This is a genomic window from Paraburkholderia sp. EG286A (genome assembly GCF_040965375.1).
Taxonomy (GTDB): Bacteria; Pseudomonadota; Gammaproteobacteria; order Burkholderiales; family Burkholderiaceae; genus Paraburkholderia.
Genome location: NZ_JBFRCB010000014.1, coordinates 19,505 through 35,879, shown reverse-complemented (window position 1 = coordinate 35,879; position 16,375 = coordinate 19,505). Strand labels below are relative to the sequence as shown.

Annotated in this window: 12 protein-coding genes and 1 pseudogene; 9 read left to right on the top strand and 4 right to left on the bottom strand. The window is 61.9% G+C overall.

The window, feature by feature from the left end:
• Positions 1-19 precede the first annotated feature (19 nt).
• The 6 genes from AB4Y35_RS39175 to AB4Y35_RS39150 all read left to right on the top strand — a co-directional run bounded on the left by AB4Y35_RS39175 (position 20) and on the right by AB4Y35_RS39150 (position 7,204).
• Positions 20-1,231 (top strand): CaiB/BaiF CoA transferase family protein, encoded by a 1,212-nt coding sequence (locus AB4Y35_RS39175; RefSeq protein ID WP_368692104.1) that lies wholly within the window; start codon positions 20-22, stop codon positions 1,229-1,231.
• Between the two features lie 77 nt (positions 1,232-1,308).
• Complete coding sequence (locus tag AB4Y35_RS39170) at positions 1,309-2,547, top strand: CaiB/BaiF CoA transferase family protein (protein WP_368692105.1); 1,239 nt, start codon at positions 1,309-1,311, stop codon at positions 2,545-2,547.
• A gap of 65 nt (positions 2,548-2,612) precedes the next feature.
• A complete protein-coding gene (locus AB4Y35_RS39165; RefSeq protein ID WP_368692106.1) occupies positions 2,613-3,395 on the top strand; it encodes an enoyl-CoA hydratase-related protein in 783 nt (260 codons plus the stop codon).
• A 123-nt stretch (positions 3,396-3,518) separates the two neighbouring features.
• Entirely contained in the window at positions 3,519-4,448 is a 930-nt protein-coding gene (locus AB4Y35_RS39160; RefSeq protein WP_368692107.1) for a dihydrodipicolinate synthase family protein, read from the top strand.
• 126 nt (positions 4,449-4,574) lie between these two features.
• Complete coding sequence (locus tag AB4Y35_RS39155; RefSeq protein WP_368692108.1) at positions 4,575-6,185, top strand: aldehyde dehydrogenase (NADP(+)); 1,611 nt, start codon at positions 4,575-4,577, stop codon at positions 6,183-6,185.
• Between the two features lie 359 nt (positions 6,186-6,544).
• Positions 6,545-7,204, top strand: a complete 660-nt coding sequence (locus AB4Y35_RS39150) for an HAD-IA family hydrolase (RefSeq protein ID WP_368692109.1) — start codon at positions 6,545-6,547, stop codon at positions 7,202-7,204.
• 189 nt (positions 7,205-7,393) lie between these two features.
• On the opposite strand, the gene glcF is transcribed toward AB4Y35_RS39150, so the two are convergent.
• Genes glcF through glcD form a run of 3 tightly spaced genes read right to left on the bottom strand, consistent with a single transcriptional unit; the run spans position 7,394 to position 11,266 of the window.
• Positions 7,394-8,686, bottom strand: a complete 1,293-nt coding sequence (gene glcF / locus AB4Y35_RS39145; RefSeq protein ID WP_368692110.1) for a glycolate oxidase subunit GlcF — start codon at positions 8,684-8,686, stop codon at positions 7,394-7,396.
• A gap of 13 nt (positions 8,687-8,699) precedes the next feature.
• Positions 8,700-9,767 (bottom strand): glycolate oxidase subunit GlcE, encoded by a 1,068-nt coding sequence (gene glcE, locus AB4Y35_RS39140; RefSeq protein WP_368692111.1) that lies wholly within the window; start codon positions 9,765-9,767, stop codon positions 8,700-8,702.
• Complete coding sequence (gene glcD, locus AB4Y35_RS39135) at positions 9,767-11,266, bottom strand: glycolate oxidase subunit GlcD (protein WP_368708580.1); 1,500 nt, start codon at positions 11,264-11,266, stop codon at positions 9,767-9,769. Before glcD ends, glcE begins: the two co-directional genes overlap by 1 nt.
• Before the next feature lie 218 nt (positions 11,267-11,484).
• Here glcD and glcC point away from each other — a divergent pair, with 218 nt between their 5' ends.
• Both glcC and AB4Y35_RS39125 read left to right on the top strand, forming a co-directional pair.
• Positions 11,485-12,264, top strand: a complete 780-nt coding sequence (gene glcC, locus AB4Y35_RS39130) for a transcriptional regulator GlcC (RefSeq protein WP_368692113.1) — start codon at positions 11,485-11,487, stop codon at positions 12,262-12,264.
• 786 nt (positions 12,265-13,050) lie between these two features.
• A pseudogene (locus AB4Y35_RS39125) lies at positions 13,051-13,205 on the top strand (IS5/IS1182 family transposase); the annotation flags it as partial.
• A gap of 287 nt (positions 13,206-13,492) precedes the next feature.
• Here AB4Y35_RS39125 and AB4Y35_RS39120 read toward each other — a convergent pair.
• Positions 13,493-14,566 (bottom strand): LacI family DNA-binding transcriptional regulator, encoded by a 1,074-nt coding sequence (locus AB4Y35_RS39120; protein ID WP_012406566.1) that lies wholly within the window; start codon positions 14,564-14,566, stop codon positions 13,493-13,495.
• Between the two features lie 299 nt (positions 14,567-14,865).
• Between AB4Y35_RS39120 and AB4Y35_RS39115 the strand changes: the two genes are divergently transcribed.
• On the top strand, positions 14,866-16,365 hold the full coding sequence (locus AB4Y35_RS39115) for an ABC transporter substrate-binding protein (RefSeq protein ID WP_368692114.1): 1,500 nt from the start codon (positions 14,866-14,868) through the stop codon (positions 16,363-16,365).
• Positions 16,366-16,375 lie beyond the last annotated feature (10 nt).

The following is a 16,375-nucleotide window of genomic DNA, read 5'->3' as shown; positions in this document are numbered from 1 at the left end:
GCAACTGTGAGGTTATGTCATGAATCATCTCAAGGGGCTGCGTGTCGTCAGCTTCAACCATTTCCTGATGGGTCCTGTCGGAATCCAGTTTCTGGCGGACATTGGGGCGGACGTGATTGCGGTGGAACCGACCGAAGGCGCGTTCCAGCGCAGCTGGGGCGGTGCGAACAAGAGCGTCGATGGGCAGACCATGCTTTTGCTGTCTGGCAACCGGAACAAGAAAAGCCTCGCGCTCGACCTGAAGGACCCTCAGGGGCTGGCGATCGCGCGCAAGCTGATTGCAACCGCCGATGTGCTCGCGGAGAACTTTCGGCCCGGCGTGCTTGACAAGCTGGGCCTGGGCTACGACGCGGTGCGTGCGATCAAGCCGGACATCATCTACGCATCGGCATCGGGCTATGGTGCGGACGGCCCCTATGTGAATCGCCCTGGGCAGGACCTGCTCATTCAGGCGTTGTCGGGCTTGGCAACCATCACCGGGACGCCTGATGGCGGTCCACGTGCGGTCGGTGTGTCGGCAGCGGACCATCATGGCGCAGCGCTTTTTGCAGCCGGGATTCTGGCGGCGCTCGTGCGGCGCGAACGGACCGGCGAGGGCGGGCGCGTGGATGTCAGCCTGCTGTCAGCAGCGATCGATCTGCAGCTTGAGTCATTTACCTGCTACCTGAATGGCCAGCGGCCCGATGACGTCAGGCAGCCGTATCCGCTTTCCGGTTGGTACTTCGGTGCGCCATACGGCATCTACCGGACCCGCGATGGCTACATCGCGATCTCGCTCGGAAAACTGTCGACGCTGTATGACGCGCTCGACTGCCCTGCCGAGAGCCGGATCGATGACTCCGACGCCTATGTGCGGCGCGAAGAAGCAGCCCAGGTGATTGCCGGTGCAGTGCGTGGATTGACGACAGACGAATGTGAAGGGCGCTTTGTAAAGCAAGGGATCTGGCATGCCCGTGTCAACGACTATGCGGATGTTGTCGAGGACCCACAGGTTCGGCACAACCAGACCTTCAGGACCGTGCGCGGTGCAACGGGCAGTGACATCACGCTGGTGTCGCACCCCGTCAGATATGACGGATGTACGCCCGAGGTGACGCTCGCGCCCCAACCGCTGGGCGCGCAGACCGAAGAGATCCTGCGCGAGCTCGGCTACGACGACGGAGCGATCGATGGGCTTCTCGCGAGCGGAGTGATCGCGGCAGCGCCGGCTCCTCAGGAGAGCGGTGGATGAGGCGATTGCGGTATGTATCGCTGGTCCGGGGCGCATTTGCCATCCCGGTTGTGAGGAAATGAAATGGAGTGCCTGAAATGACCTCAACGACGAATGTACTGGAAGGTCTTCGCGTACTGAGCTTCTGCCACTATCTGCAGGGGCCGGCCGCCGGTCAGTACCTGGCGGACATGGGCGCGGATGTCGTCAAGGTCGAACCGCCATCGGGCGCGTTCGAGCGTCACTGGGCCGGTGCGGACACTTTTGTGAAAGACGTCAGCGCCTTTTACCTGTGTGGCAACCGGAACAAGCGCAGTCTTGCGATCGATGTCAAGCAACCAGAGGGACGCGAGATCGTGCTTCGTCTGGCTAGGGACTTCGACGTTGTGTTGGAGAATTTCCGTCCTGGTGTCATGGACCGGCTGGGTCTTGGCTATGAAGATATCCGCAAGGTCAAGCCTGACATCATCTACGCGTCCGCCAGTGGATTCGGTACCTCAGGGCCGGATCGGGACCGCCCGGGGCAGGATCTGCTGGTCCAGGCCCGAACGGGACTCGTCGCAGCCACCGCGGTTGCGGGAACTGCGCCGACCGCGGTCGGATGCGCGGTCGTCGATCAGCATGGCGCATCGCTTCTGGCGATGGGCATCCTTGGCGCATACGTCCGACGCCTGAAGACCGGCAAGGGCACCCGGGTCGAGGCTAGCCTGCTTAACGCCGGTATTGACCTGCAGGCCGAGGCCCTGACGCTGTACTACTCGGGCAATCGCGACGCGAACATTCTCCGCCGCGACTCGCACCTGGCGACATGGTTTCATGCGGCCCCGTACGGGGTTTATCGGGCCGTCGACGCCCATATTGTGCTGTCGTTGAACGAAGTCGGAAAACTTGCGCAGGCACTCCGGAGTGACGAGCTGGCAACCGCAGCGGCTGGCCTGGTGACCGGATCGGCTTATACGGAGCGCGACGCGCTCGCAACGCTGATCGCTGCGGCGATTGCACCGTTGACCTACGACGCATTGTCCAGCGCGTTCGATGCGGCAGGCATCTGGTACCAGAAGGTGCAGAACTATGACGAGCTTCGCCACGACCCCCAGGTGGTGCACAACGAGTGCTTCAGGGAAGTCAATGTCGGTGAGCGCGTTGCGACGCTCGTGGCCCATCCGTTGCGATACGACGGCAGCACACCCGGGTTACGGCACCTCGCGCTGTCGGCAGGAGAGGATACCTCCGACGTGCTCGCTGAGCTCGGCATGGGCGCCGACGAAGTGGAAGAACTGGAACGGCGGGGCATCGTCAGGGCGACTGCTGCAGCGGATGCGACCAGCTGTTGCTAACGGCAAATTTGAGCTGATCGCGCATTGTGCGTGCAACAGGTTAAATGGGAATGAGAGGGACCGAAATGAACGATCAATGGACAACGATTGAGACGACATCGCCAGTGGACGGTGTACTGCTCGTCAGGCTGAACCGTCCTGCGCAGCGCAACGCGTTGAGCGCGGGCCTGCTGAAGGAGGTGGCGCAAGCCCTGTTGCAGGCGCAGAGCGATCCCGGCGTGAGGGCTGTTGTCGTGACGGGTAACGAGAAGGTCTTCTCCGCTGGCGCGGATATCAAGGAGATGCAGAAGTACGGCTTTGATGCACTGAGCAACCATGAAAGACAGGCTGCATGGGATGCGGTCGCGGCGTTCAGGAAGCCGGTGGTCGCGGCAGTCCAGGGCATCTGTTTTGGCGGCGGCCTCGAATTCGCGATGCTGGCAGACATCATGATCGCAGGCGTTGGGACCGTCTTCGGACAGCCCGAAATCACCATCGGCATCCTACCAGGCGATGGCGCGACACAGCGATTGACGCGGGTCGTAGGCAAGTCGCTCGCGATGCAGATGATAATGACAGGCGAGCCTGTCACGGCTGAAGTCGCACTGCGAGCGGGCCTCGTCAGTGAAGTGGTTTCAGTGGACAGCGTTGTCGAGCGTGCGGTCGAGATCGCGTCCGTGATCGCGCGCCGGGCGCCGGTGGCCCTGCAGCTCGCGAAGGAGGCAGTGCTGGCGTCGTATGAGACAGCACTGTCGGCGGGGCTGACCGTCGAGCGCCGGGCGATACGATACGCCTTCACGACGCGTGACCAGCAGGAGGGGATGAACGCTTTCGTTGAGAAGCGCGCGCCGGAGTTCCTCGGGCACTGACGTACCGGGCCCGGTCGCCCAACGGCCTGGCAGTACAGTGCAATTCTTCAGGAAGTGTGGCCTGTCGCGATAGCGATATCCCGATCAGCGGCGCATTCCGCTCAATCGATAGTTCTACAGATCATGAACAGAAAACCTAGTACGAAATTCACGGGCGTGTTCCCGGTCGTTCCCACCATTTTCCGCGACGACGGCGCACTGGACCTGGATAGTCAGCGACGCTGCGTCGATTTCATGATTGATGCTGGCTCGGACGGGCTTTGCATTCTGGCGAACTACTCCGAGCAGTTTTCGTTGACAGACGCAGAGCGGGAACGTATCACGACCGCGGTGCTCGATCACGTAGCGGGGCGCGTCCCGGTCATCGTCACCACGAGCCACTTTTCGTCGATGGTCTGCGCGCAGCGCAGCCGGCACGCGCAGGATGCGGGCGCCGCGATGATCATGGCGATGCCGCCTTACCACGGTGCGACGTTTCGTGCGACCGAGGCTGCGGTGGTCGGCTTTTTCTCCCAGGTATCAGATGCAGTCGATATCCCGATCATGGTCCAGGACGCGCCGGTTGCTGGCACACCGTTGTCCCCCGCATTTCTGGCCCGGATGGCCCGGGAGATCGACAACCTGTCGTACTTCAAGATCGAGGTGCCGCAGGCTGCAGCGAAGCTGCGGGAGCTCATCCGGCTTGGCGGCGATGCAATCGTGGGGCCGTGGGACGGTGAAGAAGCCATCACACTGCTCGCGGATCTGGATGCAGGCGCTACGGGTGCGATGACGGGTGGCGGCTATCCCGATGGCATCCAGCAGGTACTGCGTGCGCATGTCTCGGGTGATCGGGAGGGCGCTCTGAATGCCTATGAACGATGGCTGCCGCTGATCAATTTCGAAAACCGGCAATGTGGCCTCGCGGCATGCAAGATCCTCATGAAGGAGGGTGGCATTATTGACTCCGATCATGTTCGACATCCGCTCTTGCCCGTCGAGCCGCAGACACGCGCCGGATTGCTGGAGATCGCGCGACGACTGGATCCCATGGTGCTTCGCTGGGCGCGCTAGGAACGTTCATCTCGCTATGCAGTAAATGCATTCGCCGGTGCATCGGTTCTTCGCATGTCCTTGTGAGCCCCGACAAGCGTGGACGCCGGTTCGCGTGTGGGACTATTAATTTCAGAGGAGTATGAAATGACCTTGACGGGGGAAATGCTCGTCGGCTCTGCCACGGTACGCGGCAGCGATGGCAGCCAGTGTGCATTCAATCCGGCGACCAACGCTGGTATTCTGGAACCCAGGTTCGGGTTAGGTGGCCCAGCAGAAGTCGAGCGCGCGGCGCACCTCGCAGCGGGAGCTTTCGACGTCTATCGCACATTGCCCCTCGAGAAGCGTGCGACATTCCTCGAGACGATTGCCCGAAATATCCTGGATATCGGTGATGAACTGATCGGGCGCGCGCATGCGGAGACGGGACTGTCCGTTCAACGTCTGGAAGGTGAGCGCTCTCGCACAGTCGGCCAGTTGCTCATGTTCGCGAAGGTCGTGCGGGATGGCCATTTCCTCGGCGCGACCATCGATCATGCACAACCCGAGCGCGGGCCGTCGCCGCTCTCGGACCTGCGCCTCGCGAAAATCCCGCTCGGGCCGGTGGCTGTATTCGGCGCGAGCAATTTTCCGCTCGCCTTCTCGGTCGCGGGGGGCGACACGGCTTCAGCGCTCGCGGCCGGTGCGCCGGTAATCGTCAAGGCGCATGGCGCACATCTCGGGACGTCGGAACTGGTGGGGCGCGCGATACAGAAAGCGGTCACGGAGCAAGGCTTGCCGGAAGGGGTGTTTTCGTTGCTCTTTGGTGCTGGCCGTCAGATTGGAGAAGCGCTGGTCGCGCACCCCTTCATCAAGGCCGTAGGCTTCACCGGCTCCCGACAGGGAGGTCTCGCGCTGCTCGCGATCGCGAACGCGCGGTCCGAGCCAATTCCGGTGTATGCCGAAATGAGCAGTATCAATCCGGTTTTCCTGTTTCCTGGCGCACTCGCGGGCCGGGCGGAAACCATCGGCAGGGCATTCGTCGACTCACTGACGTTGGGCGCTGGGCAGTTCTGCACGAATCCGGGCCTGGTGCTGGCGATCGACAGCCCTGATCTGGAGCGTTTCGTGAATGCTGCGGCCGACGCACTGGCCGTGAAGCCTGCGCAAACGATGCTCACGCCGGGCATTTTTGACGCATTTGTGAGCGGCAACCGAAAGCTTGAAGCAATGCCAGACGTGACGGTAGTGGCGCATGGGCAGTTGGCTGGTGAGCGCCACAATGCCGCACGCGCGGGGTTGTACATCACCGACGCATCGCGTTTTCTGGCATCAGGGGAGCTCCGCGAAGAAGTGTTCGGGCCGGCCTCGATAATCGTTCGGGCGCGCAATTTCGACGAACTCCTCCAGATTACTGAATCGCTCGAGGGGCAACTGACCGCGACGATTCAGATAGACGCCAACGACTACGAGGACGCGCGACGACTGTTGCCTGTACTCGAACGCAAGGCCGGCCGTATTCTCGCGAACGGTTTCCCGACGGGCGTGGAAGTCTGTCACGCCATGGTTCATGGCGGTCCGTTTCCGTCGACGTCAAATTCGATGTTCACGTCCGTGGGTGCGACAGCGATCGACCGGTTCCTTCGCCCCGTGTGCTATCAGGACGTGCCCGACTGCGTGCTACCGGTTGCGTTGAAGACCAGGAATCCCCTGAAGGTCTGGTGCCTCATTGATGGGGAAGTTCGTCCACCGGGAGATTCAGCAAAGGTCGAAGCATAGAAAGGGCGGGGCGTCGAGTGATCTCGCTGCCTCTTTTGGCTCGCCACGATACCGCACCCGGTTTCCAGTGGTCTATGGTCGCGATCGTGAAGGATGCAAATGCGACGTGGGGTTAGATATGCGGGACAAGGTTGACACTCGGGGCCGTGGCGTCGCAACCGAACCTTCGCCAGGCTGCTACACGTCCTGGCGCTGTTACGCCGCGATCTCGCGGCCGCACAGGGTTTGCGATGGTGCTATTCGCACTCTTCGCAAACTCCATCGTATTGCTACGGAGGCTGCAGTTGCGCTGCAGCCAATATGAGCTGCCGGGCCATCGGGTCCAGTGATTGTCTTTGAGTTTTCAGAAAGTTTGATCCATGTTGCTTCGAAATACCCAGCTTCGCGCATCCTGCCTCCTCTTTGATATGGATGGCACTCTGCTCAACTCCCACGCGCCGACCGTCCGAGCGTACACGGAGTGGGCAAACCGTTACAGCCTGGACCCTCTCCACGTACTTCGCCAGTCCCAAGGACGGCGCACCATCGATTCATTGCGCGCGCTGGCGCCTCCTGATGCAGATCTGGAATCCGATGCACTCACCGTCATGCGCAGGGAGCGGGAGGACACCGCGGGCATCGTTGAGGTTCGGGGAGCGGGTACATTCCTGCGCGGTCTTCCAGCAGAGCGCTGGGCAATCGTGACCTCGGCCGACAGGATACTGGCCCACAACCGTATCAGAGCTGCCGGTTTGCCGATGCCCGACGTATTGGTGACTGCGAACGACGTGCAAAAGGGCAAGCCGTCACCCGACGGATATCTACTCGCGGCACATCTGTTGAATGTTGAGGCGGCCAACTGCATCGTGTTTGAGGACGCCCCGGCAGGCATCGAGGCGGGATTGAGGGCCGGGGCGCGGGTCGTTGTGGTGGCATCACCTCTGATGGAGGGCAGGCTGGAACAGCTTGACTATGTGGAGGACCTGAGCGGTGTGACGATATCGCTTGAGGGCAACGACCTCATTGTGCACATCGCCTGATCTGATGTGCGCGCCGCGGGCCATATGGTAGCTTGGCAATTTTGCTGCGGGTGGGGTGGTCGGGCGCAGCCGCGATGGATTTTTTTGCAGATATCGTACCGGTACGTATCAGACGATGCCGAGGATGCGGATTTGCGCAGTCGTCGGCTAGTGCCGGACAATCGGGGCTACGACACGCGGCAGAGAAAATCATCGGGCTCGCGGGGCCGGCAGCCGCTCAGCGGTTGAGGTGGCCTGGTATGACGCACTGCTGCAATCCAGTGCTTCGTCAATGAGCTCGACCCAGTGGCGTACGCGCGTTCTGCCCGCACCATCGAGATGCATCTGACAACCGATGTTCGCCGTCGCGATGATGTCCGGCTGTCCGCTTTCGAGCGCTGTCAGCTTGTTATCGCGCAGCTTTTGCGCCAGCTCGGGCTGCGTGATCGAATACGTGCCCGCTGAGCCGCAGCACAGATGACCGTCGGGGACGGAGGACAGATCGAAGCCGAGCCGCGTCAGTACGCTTTCGACTGCGCCGCCGAGCTTCTGCGCATGTTGCAGCGTGCAGGGACAATGAAACGCGACGCGCAACGCGTTGGCATCGCCGGCCGGCTGCAGGGCGTCGAGCGGCTCGGCCGCCAGCACTTCGACGAGGTCGAGCGCCAGCGCGCTCACACGCGCGGCCTTCACAGCGTAGAGCGGATCGTTGCGTAGCAAGTGTCCGTATTCCTTCACGAACGCGCCACAGCCGCTCGCCGTCTGCACGATCGCTTCGGCGCCTGCTTCGATTGCGGGCCACCATGCGTCGATATTGCGGCGCGCGCGGTCGAGGCCCGCGTCCTGCGCGTTCAGGTGATAGTCGGTGGCGCCGCAGCAGCCCGCTTCGCGAGCGGGCGTCACGCTGATACCGAGTCGATCGAGCACGCGCGCCGCCGCGGCATTCGTATTGGGCGACAGCGACGGCTGCGCGCAACCTTCGAGCATCAGCACGCGGCGTGCGTGACGCGTCGAGGGCCGCGGTTTCGCGGGCACGGTGGCGCGCGCCGGAATCTTCGCCTGCATCGCGGCGGGCAACAGCGGCCGTACGGCGCGGCCCGTCTTGAGCAGCGCATCGAATACAGCGGGACGCGGAATCACAGTGCGCAAGCCTTTGCGCGTCAGGCGTTCGCCGACAGGCCGTTCGATGCGCCGTTCGAGTTCCGCGCGTCCGATATCGAGCAGCCGGTGATACGTGACGCCCGACGGGCACGTCGTTTCGCAATTGCGGCACGTGAGGCAGCGGTCCAGATGCAATTGCGTCCTGTCGGTGACGGGCTCGCCTTCGAGCAGTTGCTTGATCAGATAGATGCGCCCGCGCGGTCCGTCGAGTTCGTTGCCGAGCAGTTGATACGTCGGACACGTCGCATTGCAGAAGCCGCAATGCACGCACGAACGCAGGATGCTTTCGGCTTCCTCGGCATCGGGCAGGGCTTTCGCGTGAGAGTCGAGATTCGTTTGCATGAGTGCGCTCGCTTCAGAGATCGGCGTACAGTCGGCCAGGATTCAACACGCCATTCGGATCGAGGCGGTGTTTCAGTTGACGCTGATAACGCAGCAGCGGTACGGCGAGCGGCTGGAACGGCTCGCGTTCGCGCGACGGCGTGAAGCAGGTAGCATGTCCGCCCGCCGCATGCGCAAGCTGGCGGATTTCGGCAGTGGGTGCTTCGCTCTTGAGCCAGCGCTGCGCGCCCGCCCAGTCGATCAGCACGTCGCCGGGCAACGGCATCAACGGCGTCGCATTCGGCAGCGACAGACGCCACAGCGGACGCGGGTCCGCGAAGAACGGCAGCTGATGATCGCGCAACGCATCCCAGAACGCGCAGTCGATCTCCTCGCCGCCGATCCGCTCTACAGCCGATTTCACCGATCCACTGCCGCCTTCGAGCCGCACATGCAGCTTGCCGTCGATATAACAGGCGCCGCTTAACGGCAGCGCGGCCTTGCGCCATGCGGACAGTTCGCGCATCGCGTCGTCGACGCCCAGCGTGAGCGCAAAACTGCGACGCTCGCGCGGCCTCGGCAGCACTTTCAGCGACACTTCCGTCAACACGCCGAGCGAACCGAAGCTGCCGGCGAGCAGGCGCGACATGTCGTAGCCCGCGACGTTCTTCATCACCTGGCCGCCGAAGCGCAGATGATCGCCGTCGCCCGTAATTACGCGGCAGCCGAGCACGAAGTCGCGCATCGAGCCCGCCCACGGGCGGCTCGGACCAGAGAGCCCACTCGCGACGGCGCCGCCTGTCGTGCCTTCGCCGTCGAAAAGCGGCGGCTCGCACGGCAGCATCTGGTTCGCGTCGTCGAGCACCGCGTTCAGTTCGACGAGCGGCGTGCCCGCGCGCACGGTGATCACGAGTTCGGTCGGGTCATACGCGACGATGCCGCGATGCGAACGCGTGTCGAGTTCCTCGCCTTGTACGTCGTGGCCGAGAAAGCGCTTGCTGTCGCTGCCGCGTATGCGCAGCGGCGTGTGCTGCGCAATTGCGGCCTGAACCTGCGCGATGAGGCGCGCGCTGTCGTCCATTGAATCGAATTCGCGTCGCATCAGAAGCGCTCCAGCTCGGGAAACGGCAGCTTGCCGTGATGAATGTGCATCGCGCCGAACTCGGCGCAGCGATGCAGCGTCGGAATGTTCTTGCCGGGATTGAGCAGGCCGTCGGGATCGAATGCGGCTTTCAGCGAATGGAACAGCGTGAGTTCTTCGCTGCTGAACTGCACGCACATCTGGTTGATCTTCTCGCGTCCCACACCATGCTCGCCTGTGATGCTGCCGCCCACGTCGACGCACAGTTCGAGGATCTTCGCGCCGAGCGTTTCGGCGCGTTCCATTTCGCCGGGTGCGTTTGCATCGAAGAGAATCAGCGGATGCATGTTGCCGTCGCCCGCATGAAAGACGTTCGCGACGCGCAGGCCATATTCGTCCGACAGCGCCGCGATACCGCGCAGCACGCGCGCCAGTTCGCGGCGCGGGATCGTGCCGTCCATGCAGTAGTAATCGGGCGACACGCGGCCTACAGCGGGAAACGCATTCTTGCGGCCGGCCCAGAAGCGCTGGCGTTCGGCTTCGTCCTTCGCGATGCGGATGTCGGTTGCGCCCGCTTCGCGCAGCAATGCGCCGACGCGATCGCAGTCTTCCTGCACGTCGGATTCCGCGCCGTCGAGTTCGCATAGCAGGATCGCTTCGGCGTCGACGGGATAGCCCGCGTGGATGAAGTCTTCGGCGGCGCGGATCGCGAGGTTGTCCATCATTTCGAGGCCGCCAGGAATCACGCCCGCGCCGATGATCTGTGCGACGGCCGCGCCCGCTTTTTCCACATCGTCGAAGCTCGCCATGAGCACCTTCGCGCTTTGCGGCTTGGTCAGCAGTTTCACCGTGACTTCCGTGACGATGCCGAGCATGCCTTCGGAGCCCGTCAGCAACGCGAGCAGGTCGAAGCCGGGCGAATCGAGCGCTTCGGAGCCGAGCGTCAGGCGCTCGCCGTCGATGGTCATGACTTCGAGCTTCAGGATGTTATGCACGGTCAGGCCGTATTTCAGGCAGTGCACGCCGCCCGCGTTCTCGGCGACGTTGCCGCCGATCGAACACGCGATCTGCGACGACGGATCGGGCGCGTAGTAGAGGCCGTGAATCGCGGCGGCCTGCGAGATCGCGAGATTGCGCACGCCAGGTTGCACGCGTGCAATCGATGCTTCGGGGTCGATGTGCAGAATGCGGTTGAAGCGTGCCATCACGAGCAGAATGCCCTGCTCGAGCGGCAGCGCGCCGCCCGACAGACCTGTGCCGGCGCCGCGCGCGACGACGGGCACCTTGCGCGCGGCGGCGAATTTCAACAGCGCCTGCACCTGTTCGATCGAGTCGGGCAGCGCGACCATCATCGGCGTCGTGCGATAAGCAGAGAGGCCGTCGCATTCGAACGGGCGCAGATCTTCCCGGTCGTGCAGCAGTTGCATGCCGGGCACGACGCGCTGCAACTCGGCAACCAGCGCGGCTTTATCGTGCGAGGGTAGGGGGCCGTCGATCCGTTCGTCGTAGGCGTAGCTCATGGGGTGTCTCCGTGGACGCTCATGCCTGTTCGCGTGCCGCTTGTCCGTGTAGCCGCCGATTGTTCCCGTTTCGTATTGTGATGTCGATGGATGAACCAAGTGGTCGTACCAGTTTTTTGGCGGCATCGGTCCGTTGAGTTGATCAATCTAGCCATTTAAAAGGGAATTCTCGATATCATTGCTTTCATGAAAAATCAGTTCTGAAAGTGGTCATACCAGTGTTTGCAAATACGGAAAACAGCGCAAGAGAGGCCGATCGCAAGATCGCCGATGTGGTCGCGGAGCGCATCGAACGACTGATCGTCGATGGCGTACTGAGAGCGGGGCAGGCGTTGCCATCCGAGCGCCGCCTGACAGACAAGCTCGGCGTATCGAGGACGGCACTGCGCGAAGGGCTGAAGCTGCTGCGCGCGCGAGGCATCATCGAAACAGCACATGGCAAAGGTTCGTTCGTCGCGACTCTCACCGCGCAGCCGCCGCAATCGCCGCTGATGCATCTGCTCGCTTCTCAGCCGCGCACGCTCTACGACCTGTTCGAAGTGCGCGGTATGCTGGAAGCGGAATCGGCGCGTCTCGCCGCACAGCGCGGCACGCCCGCCGACTACATGATGATCACGCGCCGCTACGAGGAAATGCTCGCCGCACACGACATGGCAACCGATGCGGCCACCCACGCGCGCCTCGACCACGCGTTTCATCTTGCGATCTGCGAGGCGTCGCACAACCCGGTGCTCGTGCATACGCTGAGTTCGTTGACCGAGCTGCTGCTGAGTTCGGTGTTTGCGTCGGTGAACAATCTTTATCACCGGCAGCCGCATCGCAAGCGGATCGACCGGCAGCATGCGCGCCTGTACAACGCGGTGACAGGCAAGCTACCGGAGCAGGCGTATCGGGCAGCCGCGGATCACATCAACGGCCTGCGCGACAGCTTGCAGGAGATCGAACAGGAGGAGCAGCGTCTGGTGCGGGCGACGCTGAGGCTGCAAGGGTGGAGGTGACGCGCGTTGCCTTAAGAGACGCTTTCAGCTGCGACGTGTCTCGCCGTCTGCCGGATGTAAATCGACAACGTAGTGGGTGGTAAAGCTCTTCCCTGCCTGTGCGCTGGCCAAAACCGGCAAAGTGTTGTGAATGAAAGAGTCCTACGTTGAAGGCCTGGCCAGCCACGGCGGCCCCGAGTCATGCGTGCGCACCCGCGAGGGAGCTGGCGAAGCGTTCGCAGGAGTACGCGCGGGCCGGGATTGAGCCGCGTAGCGGAGCCTCGTGGCGAGAGCCCCGAGATGTTCGGGGTGCCGGGATGCCGGGCAGATATCGACGGCGACACCGTTGCTGCCGTATTGGCGAGTCAGTAGCGGACCCCGCACAGTCCGAGACCCCATGCACGTGCGGAAACACTTTGCTCGAGAACCGGGAGAACCCACGCTCTACTGCGCCCTCTAGGAAGCGTTGGGCGCAGTGCGCATCGTTAAGCCTGAGGGCGCACGACGATGAGTCATGAGCGCGGGAAGTCGGACTGCTGCGTAGTACATGGGAAGCTGCCGAACAAGGCTGCGGGTGAAGCTCCTGCGGCAGCATGCGCCCGCCGGGCGTGCTGGCACTGGAAGACAAGCTCGTCCAGCTTGCCACGGTCGAGGATACTTAACGTGGTCTATGAACAGGATTTCCTTCAGTCCATCATCACTGGGTCAAGATAGCATGAAATCAACAGGAAGATTTCTGAGTGCTGGCCCAAGTACTACAAGCTGGTCAATCCCCTTGACCTGCAGACCGATATCTCGCCCAACAGCGGCAAGCGTGGCAGACCACTATCGAAGCCTCGGGTCGTTCAGGGTGACATAGGTTTTCGATGTCCACTACATGCCGCCGCATCGCAACCGAAATTGCTCGGCGCGGTCAGCCTCGTGGTAGCGGCCTTGGCAAAACACGCTGGGTCGTGGAGCGAATCTTCGACTTGTTACGGTTCTTGGCGCGCTGATTGGTGAAGTCGCGAGGCATCGTCATGGTGGCGATCCTCGTCTCCTCGTATGTGTGGTGGCATAGTGCCGACATTGCTACAACGATGGGTGGAGTGATGGCTACGTAGAGAACATCCGATCGGGATTGTCTCCCGCAATGCAGCGACGGCCATCAGATGTCGGCACAGCCGTTCGTCACGACAGCAATATCGATGCAAGTCGCGGGAGCAAACATGCGCCCGCATGGGGCTACCTCGGATTGTCATCGGAAAATTCAACGCTGCATCGGTGGCAATTGTCTGGTCCGTGGCTTCGCGGTCGATGCCCGCACAACGAGACGGTACGGAAGCGCCATGCTCAGAGGTATCGGAATCCCGTCAATTGCGTTTAGAAGATGGTCTGCGGCCGCCTGACCGATTTCCCCGGCGGGCATGCTGATCGTCGTTAGTGGTGGTTCGAGCTGCGCGGCCAGCTCGATATCATCGAAGCCAGTGATCGACAGGTCCTGCGGCACGCGCAACCCCATTTCGCGCGCTTCGGCAAGTGCACCGATCGCCAGCGTATCGGTCGTACAGATGATGGCCGTAATAGTGGGGTCGCGGAGAAGTAGCTCGCGCAGTCCCGCTCGTCCATGCATGACCGAGTAGTTCGCCTTGATGATGCGCGAAGTGTCGAGGGCAATGCCAGCATCTTTCAGCGCTCGCCGGATGCCCACCACGCGCGCACGGGAACGATCGCTTGACGTCTGCGTGTTCGCGATGATTCCAAATTCGCGATGCCCGAGGCCGAGAAGATATCTCGTCATGTCATAGGTGGCGCTCTCGTTGTCAATCCCGATCGCGGGCACGTCGTCGCGGGAATCCGACACATAAGTCGTCAGAAAGGGTATCCCGCTGCGCCTGACTGCCTCGTAGGTCTCTGGCAGGTGCGTATTCCCCACCAAAACGATGCCGTCGACGCCGCGATCGGTCAACGTCCGGACCTCCTGCAGTTCGCGGTCGGAATCGTATTGGGATGCTGCAATCAGAAGTGTGTAGTTGCGCTCGGAGAGGCGGGTTTGCAGGGCCTCAATGCCTTCCGCAAAGATGCTCGTGCGCAAGGTGGGAACCACGATGCCGACCGTGCGGGTCTTGCGGGACATCAACGCCCGCGCAGCGTTGTCGGGTTTGTAGGCCAAGGCTTCAATCGCCTTCTGCACCTTCTCACGAAGCGCAGACCGCACGATCTCCGGATGATTGAGCACGCGCGATACGGTGGCTGGCGACACCTCAGCCATACGGGCCACTTCTTCAATCCTCACCTTGCCGTTACCCACTGCTTTGGCTTTCGATCGCTGACTGCTTGGCATGTTTTTGCGGTGCAAAGGTTACAAAGGGAAGATCGGCGGCACGGCTGGTGCCGGCGTTTCCGGGATGAGGCGAAGCAGGGCGGACAGCGTTTACCCTGCCGGCAGAGTCCTTGACAATCGCCTTCGTCGAGCAGAATATACCTGAAAGCGCTTTCAGTACTACGGGCGATTTCCATCTCCCAGGGTAGCGCTACAAACGATGACGGTGCCGAAAGCTGGCGTAGCCTGTCTGCCCTAAAGGCCCACGATCATCGGTGCAAGGCCGCAATCCAATTACATGTGGCACTCAGGAGACAAAGATGAACGCAAGGCATGGAGAAACCACGCCGGCAGGTGTCGTCGGCGTAACAGCAGTGTTGGACAGATGTACTGGAGCGCGAGCGTCGCTCGCATTCGGCAGACATTTTCGCAAGAATTGTGATCAACGTCTTGCGCGTCGCCGCGTGCGATACGGCCTTTTCAGGGCCATTGTCGCGGGTGCTGTCGCTTTCTGCGGGTTCGGAATCACTGAAAGCGCGTTCAGCGAAACCGTCAACTGGCGTCAGTTTGCGGGTACCACCATTACGTGGGCGTACGACATCCATCCGTATGCGGATGCGGTTGTGGCCCAGTTGCCCGAGTTCGAGAAGCTTACCGGCATCAAGGTAAAACCTGAACTCTATCCGGACGACACTTACTGGAACAAGCTGACGGTTCAACTCACGACCAAATCTCCTGCCTGGGATGTCGTTGGCACGGGGATCCAGCCTGAGTGGGATCTCACGCCCGCTGGACTGCTGGAGCCGCTGAACAAATACCTCGCCGATCCGAAGCTGACCGACGCCAGCTACGATTACAACGACTTCTTCCCGGCCTTGCGCAGCGCCCTCACGTGGACAATCAAGGACGGCCAGATCGCTACACCCGGTACAGGCGACATCTGGGCGATCCCGCATGCTTTCGAGAACATCCAGCTTCTCTATCGGAAGGATATCCTGGACAAGTATCACATCAAGGTCCCGCAGACTCCGCAGGAGATGGTAGCGGCCTGCACCGCATTGAAGGCGGCTGATCCGGCCATCACGCCGCTGGCGGTCCGTGGTGTCCGTTTCTGGAGCAGCATCCATACTGCCCCGATTTCCATTGCCGCATCGTACGGCGTTCGTGATTTCATCCAGAAGGGTGACAAGCTCGACACCGGTCTGGATTCGCCGGCGTCGGTCCAGTTCCAGAAGGACTACGTGGCGATGATCAAGATCTGCGCGGCGCCGTCCTTTGCGAATGACAACTGGTACCAGGTCGTCGACGGAATTTCCACAGGACGTACCGCCATGGCGATTGATTCCAACATGTTCGGCTTCTGGAACGACGTCGCAGGGAAGTCCTCAAGCGGTCAGATCGCTTTCGCGCCGCCACTGCACGCCCCGGGTGCGAAGAGCTTCCAGTCGAACATCTGGATCTGGTCACTGGCAATCAATGCTGCGTCGAAGAACAAGGGGGCAGCGTGGCTCTTCGTGCAGTGGGCAACGTCAAAGCAGGTGGACCTCAACGGCGCGCTGGCGGGCAAGCTGGTCAATCCGCCGCGTGTCTCGACGTGGAACGACAAGGCATGGCTGGCTTATGCGAGCCAGCCCCAATTTAACAACTTCGTCGATACCTTCAAGGAGGTGCAGCAGCGCGCGTCCTTGCTCTTTACGCCGCGCGTAGGATTCAGCACGGCAATGAACGACTGGGCCGTGGCCATGCAGAAAATGGTCAACGGTGCCAACGTCAATGACACGATGCGTGCGCTCGCAAAGGACATCCAGGCGAATCTCTAGCTGAGAGGCG